The sequence below is a fragment of the Pandoraea faecigallinarum genome (genome assembly GCF_001029105.3).
GTDB classification, from domain to species: Bacteria; Pseudomonadota; Gammaproteobacteria; order Burkholderiales; family Burkholderiaceae; genus Pandoraea; species Pandoraea faecigallinarum.
Genome location: NZ_CP011807.3, coordinates 3,364,674 through 3,383,309 on the forward strand (window position 1 = coordinate 3,364,674; position 18,636 = coordinate 3,383,309).

14 protein-coding genes, 1 tRNA gene and 1 pseudogene are annotated in these 18,636 nt (G+C 62.2%); 6 read left to right on the plus strand and 10 right to left on the minus strand.

Annotation, left to right across the window (positions count from 1 at the left end; all coding sequences use genetic code 11):
• Positions 1 to 7: 7 nt before the first annotated feature.
• Positions 8 to 1,108, minus strand: coding sequence for a mechanosensitive ion channel family protein (locus tag AB870_RS14730; RefSeq protein WP_237169950.1), 1,101 nt, complete (start codon positions 1,106 to 1,108; stop codon positions 8 to 10).
• 587 nt (positions 1,109 to 1,695) lie between these two features.
• Here AB870_RS14730 and AB870_RS14740 point away from each other — a divergent pair.
• Positions 1,696 to 1,998 carry a hypothetical protein gene (locus AB870_RS14740; RefSeq protein WP_047905293.1) on the plus strand — a complete coding sequence of 101 codons (303 nt, stop codon included), beginning with the start codon at positions 1,696 to 1,698 and terminating at the stop codon, positions 1,996 to 1,998.
• Positions 1,999 to 2,116: 118 nt separating this feature from the next.
• Here AB870_RS14740 and AB870_RS14745 read toward each other — a convergent pair whose 3' ends face one another.
• On the minus strand, positions 2,117 to 3,628 hold the full coding sequence (locus AB870_RS14745; protein ID WP_047905294.1) for a CoA-acylating methylmalonate-semialdehyde dehydrogenase: 1,512 nt from the start codon (positions 3,626 to 3,628) through the stop codon (positions 2,117 to 2,119).
• Between the two features lie 108 nt (positions 3,629 to 3,736).
• On the opposite strand from AB870_RS14745, the gene AB870_RS14750 reads away from it, so the two are divergent.
• The gene (locus AB870_RS14750) at positions 3,737 to 4,678 is read left to right on the plus strand and encodes a LysR family transcriptional regulator (protein WP_047905295.1); all 942 of its coding nucleotides are present in this window, start codon (positions 3,737 to 3,739) and stop codon (positions 4,676 to 4,678) included.
• 199 nt (positions 4,679 to 4,877) lie between these two features.
• Here AB870_RS14750 and AB870_RS14755 read toward each other — a convergent pair whose 3' ends face one another.
• From AB870_RS14755 to AB870_RS14775, 6 genes and pseudogenes are all read right to left on the minus strand, one after another.
• Positions 4,878 to 6,362: an efflux transporter outer membrane subunit gene (locus tag AB870_RS14755; protein WP_197683846.1), complete on the minus strand. Its 1,485-nt coding sequence runs from the start codon at positions 6,360 to 6,362 to the stop codon at positions 4,878 to 4,880.
• Positions 6,363 to 6,435: 73 nt separating this feature from the next.
• The gene (locus AB870_RS14760; protein WP_047905297.1) at positions 6,436 to 7,548 is read right to left on the minus strand and encodes an ABC transporter permease; all 1,113 of its coding nucleotides are present in this window, start codon (positions 7,546 to 7,548) and stop codon (positions 6,436 to 6,438) included.
• Between the two features lie 3 nt (positions 7,549 to 7,551).
• Positions 7,552 to 8,685 (minus strand): ABC transporter permease, encoded by a 1,134-nt coding sequence (locus AB870_RS14765; protein ID WP_047905298.1) that lies wholly within the window; start codon positions 8,683 to 8,685, stop codon positions 7,552 to 7,554.
• Entirely contained in the window at positions 8,682 to 10,037 is a 1,356-nt protein-coding gene (locus tag AB870_RS14770; RefSeq protein ID WP_472462567.1) for an ATP-binding cassette domain-containing protein, read from the minus strand. The genes AB870_RS14765 and AB870_RS14770 overlap by 4 nt, the downstream gene beginning before the upstream one ends.
• Positions 10,026 to 10,385, minus strand: a pseudogene (locus AB870_RS27695) (ATP-binding cassette domain-containing protein); the annotation flags it as partial. The pseudogene AB870_RS27695 and the gene AB870_RS14770, both read right to left, overlap by 12 nt.
• 95 nt (positions 10,386 to 10,480) lie before the next feature.
• The gene (locus AB870_RS14775) at positions 10,481 to 11,476 is read right to left on the minus strand and encodes an HlyD family secretion protein (protein ID WP_053059388.1); all 996 of its coding nucleotides are present in this window, start codon (positions 11,474 to 11,476) and stop codon (positions 10,481 to 10,483) included.
• 17 nt (positions 11,477 to 11,493) lie between these two features.
• On the opposite strand from AB870_RS14775, the gene AB870_RS14780 reads away from it, so the two are divergent.
• Positions 11,494 to 12,237, plus strand: coding sequence for a TetR/AcrR family transcriptional regulator (locus tag AB870_RS14780; protein ID WP_237169951.1), 744 nt, complete (start codon positions 11,494 to 11,496; stop codon positions 12,235 to 12,237).
• Positions 12,238 to 12,912: 675 nt separating this feature from the next.
• Here the strand turns inward: AB870_RS14780 and AB870_RS14785 are convergent.
• Positions 12,913 to 12,989 (minus strand) — tRNA-Pro (locus AB870_RS14785).
• Between the two features lie 203 nt (positions 12,990 to 13,192).
• Here AB870_RS14785 and AB870_RS14790 point away from each other — a divergent pair.
• The gene (locus AB870_RS14790) at positions 13,193 to 13,687 is read left to right on the plus strand and encodes a SixA phosphatase family protein (RefSeq protein WP_167362706.1); all 495 of its coding nucleotides are present in this window, start codon (positions 13,193 to 13,195) and stop codon (positions 13,685 to 13,687) included.
• A 195-nt stretch (positions 13,688 to 13,882) separates the two neighbouring features.
• Positions 13,883 to 14,710 (plus strand): GNAT family N-acetyltransferase, encoded by an 828-nt coding sequence (locus tag AB870_RS14795; protein WP_047905301.1) that lies wholly within the window; start codon positions 13,883 to 13,885, stop codon positions 14,708 to 14,710.
• Between the two features lie 117 nt (positions 14,711 to 14,827).
• Here the strand turns inward: AB870_RS14795 and ppx are convergent, their stop codons facing one another.
• Positions 14,828 to 16,363 carry an exopolyphosphatase gene (ppx, locus tag AB870_RS14800; protein WP_047905302.1) on the minus strand — a complete coding sequence of 512 codons (1,536 nt, stop codon included), beginning with the start codon at positions 16,361 to 16,363 and terminating at the stop codon, positions 14,828 to 14,830.
• Between the two features lie 152 nt (positions 16,364 to 16,515).
• Between ppx and ppk1 the strand changes: the two genes are divergently transcribed.
• On the plus strand, positions 16,516 to 18,630 hold the full coding sequence (ppk1, locus tag AB870_RS14805; RefSeq protein ID WP_047905303.1) for a polyphosphate kinase 1: 2,115 nt from the start codon (positions 16,516 to 16,518) through the stop codon (positions 18,628 to 18,630).
• Positions 18,631 to 18,636: the final 6 nt, after the last annotated feature.

Here is an 18,636-nt window from a genome sequence, read left to right on the forward strand (position 1 = left end):
GGCGATTTCAGGAGCTTCGGTGTGTGGCGGACGCCACCTCCGGCGGTTCGGGCGCCTGCGCGAAGTACTGCACGCTTGCCGGGATGGCGAAACGGATGTCCTCCTCCAGGAACGCGCGCATGAGTGCAAGGTTGATGTCCTGCTGCAAGTCCATGTACAGGTTGTAATCCGGACTGAGCACAAAATAGACGACTTCGAAGTCGAGCGAACTCGTACCGAACTGCTTGAAGTGCGCGCGATCGAAACGGGTATTGCCCGCGGCTTGCACCGCCTGCTTCACCATCGCAGGCACCTTCGCGAGTTTGTCGGGAATGGTGTGATAAGACACGCTGAACGCGAACACGATGCGCCGTTCGGACATCCGCTTGTAATTGTGCAGCGTATTCTTGAGCAGCTCGGTATTGCCGCAGACGATCTCTTCGCCGCTCAGGCTCCGAATACGTGTGGTCTTGAGGCCAATGCGCTCGATCGTGCCCGCGATGTCGCTGAACACGACGAAGTCGCCGACTTCGAAGGGCTTGTCCAGGCCGATGGCGAGCGAAGCGAACAAGTCGCTCAGCACGTTCTGCACGGCGAGCGCGACCGCCACACCGCCAATGCCGAGACTGGCGACGAAGGCAGTAATGTTCACGCCGAAGTTCGCCAGCATGGCGAGCAGCAACACCGCCCAGGCAAGCACCCGCGCCGTCCAGGCGGTCATGGTGACGATAACCGGGTTGTCGGGCACGCTCGCACGATGCTGCATGCGACGCGTGGACCACACGCCCACCGCCCGATTGACCCATAGCGCGAGTTGCAGACAAAAGAGCACAGTCCAGCCGCGCACGATGGCGGTGTCCCACTTGACACCGAGGTCGAGCATCTTCAGCCCGATGAGCAGCGCGGCGAAGAAAAGGACAAAGTGCCGCGTCGCGCCCAACACTTCTGCAAACATGCCTGCGGCGGGCGATTGCAACCGCCTCGACAATGCCCCGAAACGCCCGAGCGCAATGCGCAAGACGCCGCTCAGAACGCCGTAGGTCAACACCATGGCAATCGCGGCAATCGCCCAATCGGCGGGTTCGATACCTTCGAAGGCTTTTAGCGATGTCAGCGCACTGAAATGCAAATGAAGTCCTCCCTGCGTTCGGCTCGAAACAACGAAGCCGGCGAAGCCGACAAAGCCATAAACGCAGCAAGGTCCGTGCCGGAACCGAACCGGATTGTCCGGCCGGCCAGACAGGTGGTCGGCACGACTGACCGGTATACCCAAATTTTCAATCGATGGCAGAAACGATAGCGAGGACGCCCTCGCTGGCACGCGCACGCCCCACGATGCCTCGCGATGCCCCGCGATGCCCCGCGATGCCCCGCGCCGTCACGCGTCGCGTACATCGCAAACGTCGCCCATGGCGATCATGCCGATCCCTGCGGAACACGCGGAACATGCGGTATCCGCCGGATATGCCGGACGCCCCGAGGAATTCGATCTTCTCCACGGCGCCGTCGAACACGTTCGCTCGGATACGCCGGATACGCCGGATACGCCGAATATGTGGCATACGTCGTCAACGTTTTCGAAGGGCAGCGATACGTGTCGGGCGCCGGCACGTCGACGCAATGATTCGGACGTTGCGCAAACCCGGCTCCCGGCCCTGCTGCGATGATGGATTCAGCCGCTGAGCGGCTAAATCACTTTCATCTCAGGAGGCCTTGATGAGTACTTCGTACGATGACAATGGAAAAGAGCATGAAGACGGAGACAGCAGGAGGCTCGACATTCCGCCGTCGCTCTCGCGTGAAGGGCATGTCGTCTGGTTCTACGAGCACAGGCAATATCTCGGCTTCACGTGGGACGAGTCCACGCGGGAAATTCGCAAGGCATGTGTGAGCGACCCCGAACACGCCATCTACTTCGATACCTTTGCGCACGCGGTGGTGGCATCGGACAGGCTCGTGAGTCCGAGCCTGATTCTTTACTCGCCGGGCAAAGGACTCCCGGCAAGGGTGAAGGGCTGAGCGTCACGCGGCGGCCACGGCACACACGCGAGAGACCCGGCGCCCCCAAACGACCGGGCGGTGCAACGAATCTTCCGTTGCACCGCCCAGGCCGGCTGCCTATCCCCGTGCAGACGCGTTATTTCGCCGTCGGCATCGCGAATTCGGCCCCCTTTTCGGTGCTTTCCGGCCAGCGCTGCATGATCGACTTCTGCTTGGTGTAGAAACGCACGCCCTCTTCGCCATAGGCGTGCATGTCGCCGAACAGGCTGCGCTTCCAGCCGCCGAAACCGTGCCATGCCATCGGCACCGGAATCGGCACGTTGATGCCGACCATACCGACCTCGATACGACGGCCGAATTCACGCGCAATGTGGCCATCTCGCGTGTAGCAGGCCACGCCGTTGCCGAACTCGTGCGCGTTGATGAGATCGACGGCTTCGGCGAAGTCCTTCACGCGAACGCAGGCGAGCACCGGCCCGAAGATTTCTTCCTTGTAGATACGCATGTCCGGGGTCACGTGATCGAAGAGTGTGCCGCCGGTAAAGAAGCCCTCTTCATGGCCCGGCACCTTCAGGCCGCGGCCGTCGACCACCAGCTTGGCGCCCTCTTGCACGCCGAGCGCGATGTAGCTCTCGATGCGCTCCAGCGATTGACGGGTCACGATCGGCCCCATTTCGGCGTCCGGTTCCATGCCGTTCTTGATGATGAGCGTGCGGGCGCGCTCGGCCAGCCGGCCCATGATCTTGTCGGCGACGTCGCCCACGAGCACCGCGACCGAAATCGCCATGCAACGCTCGCCCGCCGAGCCGTACCCCGCGCCGACCAGGGCGTCGATGGCCTGATCGAGATCGGCATCCGGCATCACGACCATATGGTTCTTTGCACCGCCCAGGGCTTGCACGCGCTTGCCGTGCCTGGCGCCCGTTTCGTAGATGTAGTTCGCAATCGGGGTCGAGCCGACGAAGCTGATCGCCTTGACGTCGGCGTGTGCGAGCAAGGCGTCGACGACGACCTTGTCGCCCTGTACGACGTTGAAAACGCCGTCCGGCAGCCCCGCCTGCTTGAGCAGATCGGCCATGAACAGCGAGGCCGACGGATCGCGCTCGCTCGGCTTGAGGATGAACGCGTTACCAGCGGCAATAGCCACCGGGAACATCCAGCACGGCACCATGCACGGGAAGTTGAACGGCGTGATGCCGGCCACGACACCCAGCGCCTGACGCGTCGTCCAGTTGTCGATCCCCGTCGATACCTGCTCCGTGTAGTCGCCCTTGAGCAGTTGCGGAATGCCGCAGGCGAACTCGATCACGTCGATGCCGCGCGTGACTTCACCCTGCGCGTCCGAGAATACCTTGCCGTGTTCCGACGTGATGATCGCAGCGAGTTCGTCGCGATGCTTGTTCATCAGTTCGAGGAACTTGAGCATGACGCGCGCACGTCGGATCGGCGGCGTGTCGCTCCATGCGGGAAACGCCGCCTTGGCGCTTGCCACGGCGGCATCGACGTCCGACACGCCGCCGAGCACCAGTTGACGAGCGCTCTTGCCCGTTGCCGGATTGAAAATCGGCTGGGTCCGCTGGGCGTCGCCCTTCACGCGCCGGCCATGGATGTAATGGACGACGTCGGCGGTATCGTTGAACGCTTGCATTTCAATTCCTCATGATTGATGAACGATGCATGCAGTGTATGAATCGCCGGGGACGTCGCCTAGGCGTTATTATTGAATTTATTGTTTGCAGATACGAACAATCCAGCTATGGAATCGGAAAAAATTGAAGGCTTGTGGACGCATCTTCACTGGCTGACGGTGCTCGCCGAGCAGGGCAGCTTTACGGCGGCGGCGGCCCGGCTCGGCGTGAGCAAGGCGGCGATGAGCCAGCGGATTGCCGAACTGGAGCGGGCCGCGGGCGTGTCGCTGGTGCAGCGCACGACGCGCAGCGTCCGTTTTACGGAAGCCGGGCAGCAACTCGTCGACGACACGCGGGGGCAGTACGAGCAAATCGCGACGAGCTTCTCGAATTTGCGGGACCAGGCGGGCGTGGCCCGGGGCCTCATACGGGTGACGGCGCCTGTGGCGCTGGGCAGGCAACAGGTTATCCCACGGCTGTCCGGCTTTGTGCGCGAGCATCCGGAAGTTCGGGTGCAACTGGATTTGTCGGACCGGTTGAGTTCGATTGCATCGGAAGGGTTCGACCTGGCGATCCGTCACAGCACCAACGCGCCGGAAACGCACGTGGCGTGGAAGCTGTGCGACACGCGCTCGCTCGTCGTCGCCACCCGTGCCTATCTCAAACGACGCGGCACGCCCGTCACCCCCGCCGACCTCATGGCGCACGATTGCCTCGCATATCCGCGGGCGCAGGTGGCAACGACCTGGTCGTTCGAATACGACGGTCCGCGCAAATCGGCCACGGGTCCGGTGACGATCAATGCCAACGGCCCCGTGACGGCGAACAACAGCGAAGCGTTGCGCGATGCGGCGCTGGACGATCTGGGTATCGCGCTGGTACCCGATTTCACGGCGCAGGCCGCCGTGCGTGCCGGCAAGCTGGTGGTGCTGTTGCCCGAATGGCGGCCGGTGGGCGCGTTCGCCGGACGGATTTACGTCGTGCGGCCGTACACCTCGCACGTGCCACAGGCCGTACGATTGTTCGTGGACTACTTGCGCGGGGCGTTTGCCGGAGGATTCCCTTGTTAGGGCGCACGCGGAAGCTCGCGTTGCATCCGGATACCGTGTTGCCTGCGGTTCTCACCCCAAAGCGCCTGGACTCGAAATTTGGTTTCAAGCAGTCGCCTCACGTCGCAAAAGGGCATATGGCTCACGCCGGCGTCTTTCACGGCTGGGTCGCACATCGCCCTGCGCCTGGGTGTTGACGACGCAGCCTTACATTTCCCCATTATTTCCCAACGGCCTGCGATTGCGAGGTTGAGGATACGTTGCCCAATGCCTTGTTCACCGTGACGAATCGAGTGTTCAGTCGCCCTTCGCTGGCGGCCAAATCATGGCTTGCCTGCAAATAGCTACGCTGCGTGTCCAGCACCGGCAGGAAGTCGGTAGCACCGCCGTCATAGCGGGCACGCGCCAATTGGTAAGCCTGCCGGGCTGCCTGAACTTTGCTCCGAAGCTCCCGTGCCTGCTGCTGTTCGGCAGCGTAACCATTGAGCGCATCGTCAATCTCCTGCCACGCTTGCAGCACTGTGCGCTGGAAAGCGATTGCGGCTTCCTGTTGTTGCAACTCACGCAGTTGCACCACCGCCTTGCGCCGCCCACGATCGAACAACGGCAAGTTCAACGAAGGCCCGATGGACCAGGAGCGGCTGCCCCAGTCCGTAAACTCGCTACTGGCAAATGACTCGAACCCGAATCTTGCGCCGAGGCGGATGCTCGGATACAAGTCCGCCTGCGCGACGCCGATACTCGCTGTCGCATTGTGCAGACGTGCTTCGGCGGCACGGATATCCGGCCGGCGGCGGGCAAGCTCAGAAGGCAGGCCCAATGCCAGATCGGGCAACCTCGCTTGCGACTCGACCGGCAATGGTTGCAGTTCGTCGCGTAGCGCGCCGGGGCGCTCCCCGACCAGCAGCCCGATCTGGTTGGCGCTGGCGGCCTCCTGGGCCAGCAGTGGGGGTAACTGGGCCTTGAGTGCCGCCAACTCCGCGCGCTGCTGCTCCAGGCCCAGATGGTTGATGGAGCCGCCCCGCACCTGAGCGTCGAGCAACTGGAGCTGGTCCGAGAGCGTCGATATATCTTCACGTGTGAGCCGAATTTGCGTCTGGGTTGTCCGGAGTTCGAAATAGTTGCGCGCCACGTCGCTGGCCAAACTCAGTCGAGCAAGGTCCAGCAACGCAGCTTCCCGGGACACGTCAGCATCCGACGCTTCGACCGACCGGCGAATGCGCCCCCAAAGGTCGATCTCCCAAGACAAATCAAAGCCGGCCTGATAGAGCGTGAACGGCTCAGCCATGAGCGATACGATCTCGTCCCGGGAGGCACCACTCGGCAGCAGTACATCAATCAGACGCACACTCGCGCCGTTCTCGCTGAGGCGCTGACGGTTGATCTCGCCGTTCAGATCGATCTGTGGGCCGCGCTGTGCCTCCACCATACGGCGCTGCATGCGCGCTTGCGCAAATCGCAGGGTCGCGCTCAGCAGGTCCGGGCTGGCGTCAACCGCCCGCTGTTGAAGGCGGTCGAGCACCGGATCTCCGAAGGCTCGCCACCAGTCGGCGGGCAGCGCCTCGTTGGTTGCGATTGCTGTGCGCAAGCTATCGTCCCCGCTGCGCCACGCGCTCCACGCTTCCGGCGCCTGCGGTTCGGGACTCTTGAAGTCCGGTCCCACCGCGCATCCGCTTAACGCTAGCACCATCAGGCTCGCCGCCATCCTGCGTGGCACGGAACGAACAGCGGCGCGAGCGATCGGGCGTGGCAATGGCATGGCAGCTCCAGAGCAGTAATCAAGCCAGTCGGTTTCTGAACAGCCATGCCGATAACGGCATGGTGACAGCGGCCACGGCTAGAAGGGGAATGAAGTCCACGGCGACATCGGCCAACCCCGCGCCTTCCAGATAGACGCGACGTACGATCGAGACGCCGAAGCGCAGCGGGTTGACGTAGGTCGCCAACTGCAAGATCGCGGGCATGTTCCTCACCGGTGTCAGCAGGCCCGACAAGAGCATCAGCGGCATGATCAACAGGAACGCATAGAGCATTGCCTGCTGCATACTGAGCGACAGCGCAGAGATCGATAAACCGATGCCCACGGCGGCACAGTTGAACATGAGCAGTCCGCCGTACATCAGCCAGACCGACCCGTTCATGGGGATCTGAAACCAGAACCGGATCACAAGGAAGATGATCGTGGACTGAATCAGCCCAATCAGTATCGAAGGGAGTGCCTTGCCAATGAGGATCTGCATTGGGGTGAGCGGCGTGACCAGCAACTGGTCGAACGTGCCCTGCTCGCGCTCGCGTGCCACAGAAAGCGCGGCGAGCAAGAGAGTCTGAAGCATGCTGAGTGCCGCAATCATTGCGGGCATCAGATTCCAGCGCGATTCCAGGTTGGGGTTGTACCAGGCACGGCGCTCGATCGTTACGCCCCCTGCGCCGGATCGCTCGTTGTTATAGTCCGTGACGATCGAGCCGACATAGCCCGCGGCCGCCCCGGCTGTCGAAGAGTTCCGGCCATCCAGAATGACCTGCACCGGCGCTTGCTGTCCCGTTGCAAGCAAGTTCTCGAAATCGGATGGAATACTCAGCACCATAAGGGCGTCATTGGCGTCGATGACATTCGCGATCTGCCGTGGTGAAGCCAACGTGGCGACCCGATGGAAGACGCCGGTGCCGTCCAATCGTGCAAGCAGTTCTACCGAGGCCGCGCCTCGGCTTTGGTCGAGCACAGCGTACGGAACATTTGTGAGGTCATAGGTGGCCCCATATCCGAAGAGCAGCGCCTGCATCAGGGCGGGGGCGAACAGGATGACGCGGCTGGCCGGATCCTTGACGATGGCAAGCAGTTCCTTGCGGATCAGGGCGGCAATTTGCCAAAAGGCGTCGACGAATGCGCTCATGGCTCAATCCAGTGACTTGCGCAGCGTGCGGGTCGTGGCAAGGGTCAGAACAGCAACGTACAGCAGCAGGATGGTGCAGTTGCGCAGAATCTGCGCCCAGTCGTCTCCGGCCAGAAACAGCGTTTTTATCAGGCTCATGAAGTGCGTTGCCGGCAATACTTGACTGACAATCTGAATCACGACCGGCACGTTGCGAAGATCGAAGACGAAGCCCGAGAGCATCATGGCGGGCATGAAGCTCGCCAGCAGCGCCATCTGGCTGGCCTTGAACTGACTTCGCGCGACCCCGGAGATCAATAACCCCAGCAGGAGGGACACCACCAGATACAGTATGGACGCGATAACGATGACCCAAAGCGAGCCACGGATCGGAACCTTGAACAGGAGTCGGGCCGCCAGCAGACACGTCACCACGTTGATGATTCCGACGCCCATATACGGGGCCAGCTTCGCCAGCACCAGTTCCAGGGGCCGAACAGGTGTAACGAACAACGACTCGAGAGTACCCCGTTCCCATTCCCGGGCAATCAGCAGAGACGTCAGGAAAGCGCCAATCAATGTGAGTACCAATACCAGCAGCCCCGGTACGAGATACCACGTGCTGTTGCCGGCTTCGTTGAACCACATCCGCTGAACGACGACCACGGAGCCACCGCTGGCGGAGCTGCCGCCGAGACGATCCAGCTGGCGCTGCGACCATGAGCCGATGGCCCCGCCCACATAGCCCTCGACCGCGGATGCCGTCGTGGAGTCGACGCCATTGAGCAGAAGCTGGATGTGGGCGTTACCCGGTGCAAGCCGGCGCGAAAAATCCGCGGGAAAACGCACAATGGCATCCACCTTGCCCGCGCGCATCAGTTTTTCGGCCTCGGTCATATCGCTGACCCAGGCAGGGGCAAGATATCGTGACCCTTGCAGACCCGCCGCGAAATCACGTGAGCTCGGCGAGCTGTCCTCGAGCACCACCGCAACTGGCGCGCTCGGGACGTCGAACGACAATCCGTAGCCGAATAACAAAATCAGCATGACGGGCAGGAGCAGACCCACCGCAAGGTTGCTTTTGTCACGCAGCATCTGCCGCACTTCCTTGCGAAACAAGGCGGCAAAGCGGCGTCTGAATCCCGGTTCGTCTTTCATGACGCCGCTCCCACGGAGGGGCGATGGCGCTTTGCGCGTTCCTGCTCGACAATGGCAATGAACGCGCTGTTCATGTCTGCCCCGGCACTCCCTCCGGCCTGAGCACGCACATCCTGCGGCGTGCCCAGCGCCAGCAACTCGCCAGCGTCCTGAATGGCGATGCGATCGCAGTATTCCGCTTCTTCCATGAAGTGGGTCGTGACGACGATAGTCACGCCCGATTGGGCAAGCGCTGTGATGGTACGCCAGAAAGCGCGACGCGCCAGCGGATCGATTCCGCTTGTAGGTTCATCCAGAAACAGGATATCCGGCTCGTGCAAGACGCCCGCCGCCATTGCCAGGCGCTGCTTGTAGCCTCCCGGCAAGATGCCGCTGGTCGCGGCTGGGTCGAGATCGAACTGGGCAATCGTGTCGTCGATGCGACGGCGTAGCGCGTCGCCGCGCAAGCCGTAGGCCCCGCCAAAGAATTCCAGGTTCTCGCGCACAGTCAGGTTGCCATAGAGCGCGAATTTCTGTGATACGTAGCCGATGCGTGCACGGGCCTGAGCCCGGGCGGTGCGCAGGTCGACGCCGGCGACTTCCAGATGTCCGCTCGTGGCCGGCAACAACCCGCAGAGCATTCGAAATGTCGTCGTTTTGCCTGCACCGTTGGGGCCGAGCAGGCCAAATATCTCGCCGCGGGCAACGTCAAAGGAAGTGCGGGCAACGGCCGTGAAGTCACCAAATTTTCGCACCAGATCCCGCACCACGATCACCGGCGCGGCGCCTTGGATATCGTCGCGTGCAACCTGCTTGGGGGTCCCATGCACCTGCATACCGGCCCGCGCAGTGCCTTGTCTTCGCGCAGACGTCTGTTGCGATCGCAGCAGCATCATGAACGCGTCTTCCAGCGCCTCTTCACGCGGTTCGGGGTGAGCGTCTTGCAGCAAGGTGCTCAAATGCGCTTCGTCTGCGTCGGGCTGGCGAATGAAGCTCACGGCGCCGCCTCTGGGCACGGCGTCGATAATCAATGCGCCGGCGTCGATGAGACGAGCCTGAAGGTCACGCGCCGGCATGCCCTCGGGAGGCGTCGCGGTATAGGTAAGTCCACTTGCGTCCTTGCGCAATGAGGCGGGCGTCCCCTGCGCCAGCAGCCGTCCTTCATGCATCACGTACACCTGCGCGCATCGCCCAGCCTCATCCATGTAGGCCGTACTCACGATGACGCTCAGGCCTTCGTCGTCCACAAGCTGCTGGACGATCTTCCACAGATCGCGCCGCGAGAGCGGATCGACGCCGACGCTCGGCTCGTCAAGCAGGAGCAGTTCAGGCGGGCGCACGAGTGTACAGGCCAGCCCAAGTTTCTGTTTCATGCCCCCGGAGAGCTTACCTGCCGGGCGATCGATGAAGCGCGTCATGTCGGTCATGTCCAACATGCGCTTGAAGCGCTCCCGGCGCACGTTCCGGGGCACACCATGCAGGTCGGCGTATAGGTCCAGGTTCTCCTGCACGCTCAGGTCCTCGTACAGGCCAAAACGCTGCGGCATGTAGCTGATACGGTCCTGTACCGTCTGTGGACTGCGTGTCACGTCGACATCCAGCACATGCAGGCTGCCGCTATCCGGCGTGAGCAATCCCGCCAACATGCGCATCAGCGTAGTCTTCCCCGCACCGTCCGGCCCCACGAGGGCGGTTAGTTCACCGCGCCGGATCGTCAGGGATATGTCGCTGACCGCACGTATCACCCCGCCCGTGGGCGAGGGAAAGGTCTTGCGAAGTTGCCGAGCAGCGACGGTCGCGTCGAGGCCGCTCATTGCTACTCACCTGGGGCAAAACGCACAGTGGCGGGCTGACCGAGACGCAGCACGTTGGCATCGTCGTCGACCTGAACACGCACTTCGTAGACCAGGGTTGTGCGCAATTCCTCGGTTTGCACTGCCTTGGGCGTGAATTCCGCCACTGACGATATATAGCCCACCTTGCCGCTTACTGGCTGGTCCGGATGACTGTCGGTCACCACACGTGCCGACATGCCCGGCTTGACCTTACCAAGGTCTGTCTCGGAAACGTAGACCCGCACCCACTTGGGTCGAGCCAGCGCCAACGCGAATACCGCCCGCTGGGGCGTCACCATATCGCCCGGCTCCAACAAGCGAGAGCGCACCACTGCGTCAACCGGCGCCTTTAGCTGCCCCTGCGCGATCTGATGCTGCAATAAGGCGAGTTGCGCTTGCAACGCCTTCAGTTGAGCCTCTGCGCCGCCAATATCTTCCTTGCGCGGCCCAAGTTCGACGAGTCGCAGCGCCTGTTGTTGCTCGGCTTCCTGCGCCCTGGCAACTTTCAGGCTGCTTTGTGCGCGTTCCAGGTCCTGGGAACTGACCCCACGGCCCTGCGTATTTGCGGCGATTCCTTGCAGACGAGCCAGGTCCTGCCCTGCGCGAGCAGCGTCGGCCTGAGCGGCAAGCAGACGGCTTCTCGCCTGCGCGACCTCTTGCGGGCGCGACCCGTTTCGTAACTTCATGAGCGTTTGCTGCTGGACCTCGATTTGCGCCTGCGCCTGCTCGGCCTGGAGTTGCAATGTCTGCGTGTCAAGCACGGCGACAATGCTGCCCGCCTTGACGGTATCCCCTTCGTTGGCACGCAACTCTGCAATCCTTCCATTGCCGTCGAAAGCCAGCGATATCTGCCGGATATCGACGTTACCGTGCAGCACCAGCTCCTTTTCGCCCGCCTGCCGCCGGTCGTGCCACCAAAACCAACCCGCGCCGGCCAGCGCGAGCGCAATCAGTGCGGCAAGGATTCGCTTGTTCATAAGGACTTCCGAGTCGGATGTCGATGATAGTAGCGACAATAGCAGAGTTTAAAACCAATTTAAACTACACTGACGATGAAAACACGTATCCGGAGAGAATTTCGATGAGCAAATCTCGGCGCGGCAGTCGGGCCGATGGCGAAGCCACCCGTACGCGTATCCTGGAAGCTGCCGGCGAGATGTTCGCGGCCGCGGGTTATGCAGCCACTACCTGCAAGGCGATCGCCGAGCGCGCAGAAGTCGATCAGGCCTCGATCAACTACCACTTTCGCAACCGCAGCGCGCTCTATCAGGCGGTCGTGGCCGAGGGCCATCGGCATTTCGTGAGCGTCGACGCGCTACGCGACCTGACAGAAAGCAGGCTTGATTCATCGCAAAAGCTTTGGGCGCTTCTCGACCTTCTCGTCCACGGGGCCACAACCGGTTGCCGCGGCTGGCACCTGAAGGTGCTGGCGCAAGAGCTACTCTCGCCGTCGCCGCACCGTCAGGCGCTCCTTACGGATGTGGCTGCTCCGAAGCTATCTTTCATTAGGGCAGTGATCGGTGAGATAGCAGGTATTCCCCAGGATGATCCGGCGCTCACGCGCTGTGTTCTCAGCGTGCTGGCGCCCTGCGCGATGATGCTGCTTGGTTCCGTAGGGGCACCGGGGCCGCTTGCAGAGATATCGAACATGTCACGAGAGACGATCACACGTCATCTCTACACATTTGCAATCGGCGGGTTGGAAGCAATCAGTCGTGAGCGTGAGAAAGGCCGTTAAGAGGAGCCCCGCGCTCGTAATGTCGGAAGAGATCGAACTTACGCGCCAATTGAGCCACGTTCCAAAGGCTTGACCAGGCTCCTGGACGTCAGCGCCCTGATCATCGTCCGCGTTCAGATTTACGTGGGAACGCGGTTCGGGGCGGCGTGATTCAGACGGATTATTGGGGGATGTTTAGGGCGCCACCAAGGGCAGGCGACGCGCCACTTTACCGTCCTCGGCACTTCAACGGATACCGTCAGGAAAACAGAATCGCCGCGTAATTTCGCGCGCTGTGCGGGACGTGAACGATGTCGATGCACTCGTCCGATTCGACCACGCGATAGAAGATTTGGCAGTTGCCGTAGACGCGATGGCGAATGCCGGATCGCATATGGCGCGGCAGTGGGCGCTCGCGCATTCCTAACATACGCTGTAGGCGTTTGTAAGTGCGCCGACACCTTTCGAGTGTCAACGCGTCGACGAAATTATTCGGACGTTACTGAAACTCAAGGCGCAGGACTGCTGCGATGATGAAGCTAAGAGAGATTCCGACGAGTAACGTCAGGCTGAAAATACCGGCGTGACCGACATGCAGCAGACACGTGCAAGCGGCGTTTTTGAAACTTATTAGGGAAATGCCAGAAAAAAGATTAGGGACAATAGATGCTGCCTGTCCCAATCCCTTGAAGCTAGTGGTCGGAGCGATAGGATTCGAACCTACGACCCTCTGATCCCAAATCAGATGCGCTACCAGGCTGCGCTACGCTCCGACGAAAGAGGACGCATTCTAGAGGGTTATGCGCGCCGCGTCAATTCGTTGTGCGGATTCCTGGCCTCTTGCCGGTACTTTTTTTGCCGGTATTTCCCGAGCATTGACCGCGCCGTCCACGGTCGCTGCACAATAACGTCTCCCCCGCACTTCGCCGACGGTCACGCCGCCGCCACGAAACCCCGCCATAGTGGGAGGTTCACCATGTCAGAACCCGTGTCGATGAACCTGATTCTCTGGCGTCACGCCGACGCCGAAAACCTGCCCGCCACCCTCGCGCTCAGTGCACAGGCCGATCTGGCCCGCGAACTCACCGACCGGGGCCGCAAACAGGCCGACAAGGCCGCACAGTGGCTCCGGGCGCGCCTGCCCGATGACGCAATCATCCTCTCCAGCCCGGCCGTACGCGCCGTCCAGACCGCTCAGGCACTCACGCACGCCCCCCGCATCGTGCGCGAGCTCGCGCCCGGCGCCAACGCCGTCACCCTGCTCGGCGCCATCGACTGGCCCGGCACCGCCCAGACAGTCGTGCTCGTCAGCCACCAACCCGCCCTCGGCCAACTCGCCGCCCTGCTGGTGAGCGGCCAGGAAGCGTACTGGACCATCAAGAAAGGCGGCATCTGGTGGCTCGCCTCTCGCCGCCGCGAAGACGAGAGTCAGGTCGTCGTGCGCGCCGTCGTCAATCCCGACCTGATCTGACACATCGCAAGGCGTCCTCGACGAGCCCCCGAATTCCCGGGAAGGCGCGTGCCGTGGACAACGTAAGGCGGCGGATCGAAGCGCTGCCTCATGACAGCGGACGTTTTGTCATAGAATTGTCGTCTATCGTTCACGGAATCGACATTGATGCTTTTTAAAGTACGTCGCAACGCGACCGTCACAAAAAGGGCCTTTATGCGCGACCTGCCGAACCCCACCATGCCGCTCTCTTCGCTGACCCCCACGTCGCGGAGGCGTCTTCCTCGCCCTGAAACGCCTGTCAAACAGAATCTGGCTGTGGCGTGGGTACGCGACGAAAGCGAGCTTCGCGAAGCGCAGCACCTGAGGTACCAGGTATTCGCCGAAGAAATGGGCGCATCGGTCAAGGGCCCCGCCGGCCTCGACGTCGACGAATACGACCAATACTGCGATCACCTGATCGTGCGCGACCAGGACTCGCTCAAGGTCGTCGGCACGTATCGCGTATTGCCCCCCTCTCAGGCCAAGCGCCTCGGCCGTTTGTACTCCGAAGGGGAATTCGACCTGTCGCGCCTCGACCATCTGCGCCCGAAGATGCTCGAAACAGGCCGCTCTTGCGTACATACCGACTACCGCAACGGCGCCGTCATCATGGCACTGTGGAGCGGTCTGGCCGAGTACATGCTGCGCAACGGTCTGGAGACGATGCTCGGCTGCGCGAGCGTGCCGATGGCCGACGGCGGACACTACGCCGCGAGCCTCTATCGCAAGCTGCAAGACACGTCCATGGCGCCGGCCGAATATCACGCAGTGCCCCGTATCGCCCTGCCCGTAGACGAACTGCAATCGACCCTAGACGTCGAACCGCCGGCTCTCGTCAAAGGCTATCTGCGCCTGGGCGCGCGCATCTGCGGCGCCCCGGCCTGGGATCCCGACTTCAATACCGCCGACTTTCTCACGCTGTTCCGCCTCTCCGACATGAACCCGCGTTACGCGCGCCACTTCCTCGGACCGGAACTCGTAAGCAAGCTGCAACAAGCCTGACAGCATGCCAAGCCTTCCTTCCCCCGGACCGTACCGTCGGGGGCAAACGAAAAGCCCGGCATTTGCCGGGCTTTTCGTTTGAGACTCATCACACGCCCGCCTCGGGCAACGCGGACCTCAGGCGTACACGACCTTGTAGCGCATCCCGATCTTCTCCCACTCCTGCGCTTCTCGCTGCAAGCTGTAATCGGTCAACGGATTGGCGTCGATCCACTGACGCGGCACCGACACCTGGAAACCGTCGCCAAGACGCTCCACTTCGATGCTGTCCGGCAGTGCATCCGTACGGCGGCGACAAAACAGAACCGCCAGCCGCAGGCAAAACAGCAGTTGCCAATCGACCTGCTGCGCCTGCGACGCGAGCTTGCCCAACTTGCCGACGTGCCCGAGCAGCAACTCCGCGAGCCGCGCCTGATCCGGCCGCGAAAAACCCGGCATGTCGGCGTTGCTGCCGATGTACGCCGAATGCTTGTGGTACGCGCTGTGCGAGATCGACAACCCCATCTCGTGCAACGACGACGCCCAGTTGAGCAGCGCTTCGCCTTCCTCGCGACCCTCGTCGGCGCCCTGTGCACCGTGCGCGTCATCGGCCGCCTTGAGCGGCAACTGCCGGTACAGTGAAATTGCCAGACGGCCCACGCGCTCGGCCTGCGCACGGTCCACGCCGTAACGGCGCACGAACTGCTCGACCGTCACGGCGCGCATGTCCTGATGCTGCGTACGGCCCAGCAGGTCGTACATCACGCCAAGGCGCAACGCGGCGTCCGTCGTCTCCATGTGGTCGACTTCGAGTTCGTTGAACACGGACAACATGATCGACAGGCCACCCGGCAGCACCGGAATGCGGTCCTGCTTGAGTCCGGCGAGCTTCAGCCGGTTGGTGTTCTCGGCCTTGACGAGCGCACGCTTGAGGCGCTCGAGCCCGCCACGCGTGAGGCCATGCACGCCGCCATCGTTGAAACCGTTGGCCTCGAGCAATTCCGCCAGCGCCCGCGCGGTGCCCGACGATCCGATGGCCTGCGACCAGCCGGCGTCGCGATAAGCGGCGGCAATGATCTGGATTTCGCGACGCGCCGCCAACTCGGCCTGCTTCATCGCATACTCGTCCACATTACCGCTGGGGAAGAACTGACGGCTGTGACTCACGCAGCCGATATACAGACTCTCCATGATCAGCGGCTCGTAGTCCTGTCCGATGATGAACTCGGTCGAGCCGCCGCCGATGTCGACGACGAGTCGATTGCCCGAGCACGTCGGTACCGAATGCGCCGCGCCGGCATAAATCAAACGCGCCTCTTCCCGCCCCGCGATCACTTCGATGGGAAATCCCAGCGCGCGCTGCGCTTCGCCCAGAAAGTCCTGCGCGTTCTTCGCCACACGCAAGGTATTCGTTGCCACCGCGCGCACCTGATCGGGGTGGAAACCGCGCAAACGCTCACCGAAGCGCTTGAGGACATCCCAGCCGCGTTGCTGCGACGGATGATCCAGATACTTCTCGCCGTTCAGGCCCGCGGCCAGCCGCACCGGTTCGCGCAGCGCATCGACCTGATAGATCTGCGTTCCGGCGGACGTCTCCTCCACACGGCCGATGATCAGGCGAAAACTGTTCGAGCCGAGATCGACGGCCGCTAACAAGGGCGATGGGGTACTCATGTGGGAATGCGCCTGAGCGAAGAAGGCCGAAAAGCCCGATGCTCAACTTTAAAAGCATGACGGGCACTCGACAAATAAATGACGAATAAGTTACAAATCGAATATGACACGTCGTTGACAAATATGAATGTCATATAACTGTAACAATGCGGATGAAGAATTCACGCCAATCCCATGTCTTTCGCACGTTCAATATGAATTACCCGCTGCTCAACCGCGAGCTGGGCATCCTCGCGTTCAATGAACGCGTCCTGGCCCAGGCGGCCGATCCGGCCACGCCATTGCTCGAGCGCCTGCGCTTCGTTTGTATCGTGAGTAGCAATCTGGATGAATTCTTCGAAATCCGCGTCGCCGGACTAAAGGAGCAGATGCGCGAAAATCCGGGCATGCTCACGCCCGACGGCATGACGTTTCAGCAAGTTTACACGCAAGTCTGTGCGCGGGCACAAGCGCTCGTCGAAAAGCAATACGCCATGTTCGACAGCCTGTTGCCGCTCATGGAAGCCGAAGGCATCGCCTTTCACCCTTCCGGGAGCTGGAACGAGGCCCAGGTCGAGTGGGCCCGCGACTATTTCCTGCGCGAACTTGTCCCCGTGCTCACGCCCATCGGGCTGGATCCCGCCCACCCGTTCCCGCGCGTGCTCAACAAGAGCCTGAATTTCGCCGTCGAACTCGAAGGCAAGGACGCTTTCGGGCGCGACGCCGAACTCGCCATCGTCCAGGCCCCGCGTGCCCTGCCCCGGCTCGTGCCGATGCCGCCCGCCCTCGCGCCGCTGCCCAACAGCTTCGTGCTGCTCAGCTCGCTCATGCTGCGCTTTGCGAGCGAACTGTTCCCCGGACTCACCGCAAAGGGCTGCCATCAGTTCCGTGTCACGCGTAACAGCGATCTGTTCGTCGACGAAGACGAAATCACCAATCTTCGCACCGCGCTGCAAGGCGAACTCCCGGCGCGTCACCTCGGCGACGCTGTCCGCCTCGAAGTCGACGCCGGCACCCCGGCGCGCCTCGTGCGGCGGCTTCAGACGGAATGCGGCCTGGCCGACTCGGACTGCTACCGCGTCAAAGGCCCGGTCAATCTGGTGCGCCTCATGCCGCTGCCGGAGATGGTCGACCGGCCGGACCTGAAATTCGTGCCGTTCGTTCCCGCGCTGCCCCGGCGCATGAGCGCCTCGCCCGCCATGTTCGACCTGATCGATCAGGGCGATTTGCTGCTGCACCATCCGTACGACAGCTTCCAGCCCGTGCTCGAACTGCTGCTCCAGGCCGCGCGCGACCCCGATGTCGTGGCCATCAAGCAGACCATCTACCGTACCGGGAACGAGTCCGCCCTGATGGACGCGCTCATGGAAGCCGCGCGCAACGGCAAGGAAGTCACGGTCGTGGTGGAATTGCTCGCACGCTTCGACGAAGAGACGAACATCAACTGGGCCGCACGGCTCGAAGCGGTCGGCGCCCACGTCGTCTATGGCGTGGTCGGACACAAATGCCACGCGAAAATGCTGCTCGTCGTGCGTCGCACACGTCAGGGCAAGAAGGCGTTTCTCAAGCGCTACGTCCACCTCGGCACCGGCAACTATCACCCGCGCACGGCACGGCTTTACACCGACTTCGGCCTGATGACGGCCGACGAAGCGCTATGCGCCGACGTGCACGTCGTCTTCCAGCAACTCACGGGCATCGGCCGCCAGACGCACCTCCACGGCCTCTGGCAGTCGCCGTTCACGATGCATTCGCACCTGCTCGAAGCGATTCGCCGGGAAACCGAAGCGGCGACGGCCGGCAAGAAGGCCCGCATCATCGCAAAAATGAATGCGCTGCTCGAACCGACGATCATCGCCGAGCTTTACAAGGCATCGCGCGCCGGGGTCAAGATCGACCTCATCGTGCGCGGCGTGTGCTCTCTGCGGGCCGGCGTGAAAGGGCTGTCCGAGAACATTACCGTGCGCTCCATCGTCGGGCGCTTTCTCGAACACCATCGCATTTATTACTTCTATGCGAATGGTGACGAACACGTCATGCTCTCGAGCGCCGACTGGATGGAGCGCAACTTCTTTCGCCGCGTGGAAGTCGCGTTTCCGGTGCGCGACAAGCGGCTCAAGGCCCGCGTCATTCGTGAAGGTCTGATGGTGCATCTGCGCGACAACACGCTCTCGTGGCTGATGCGCCCCGACGGCAGCTACCTGCGCCGCAAACCGGGCAAGACGCCATACAACAGCCAGATGGTGCTGATGCAGGAGATCGCGCAGCACGTGCAGACCGGCAACTGAACAAGG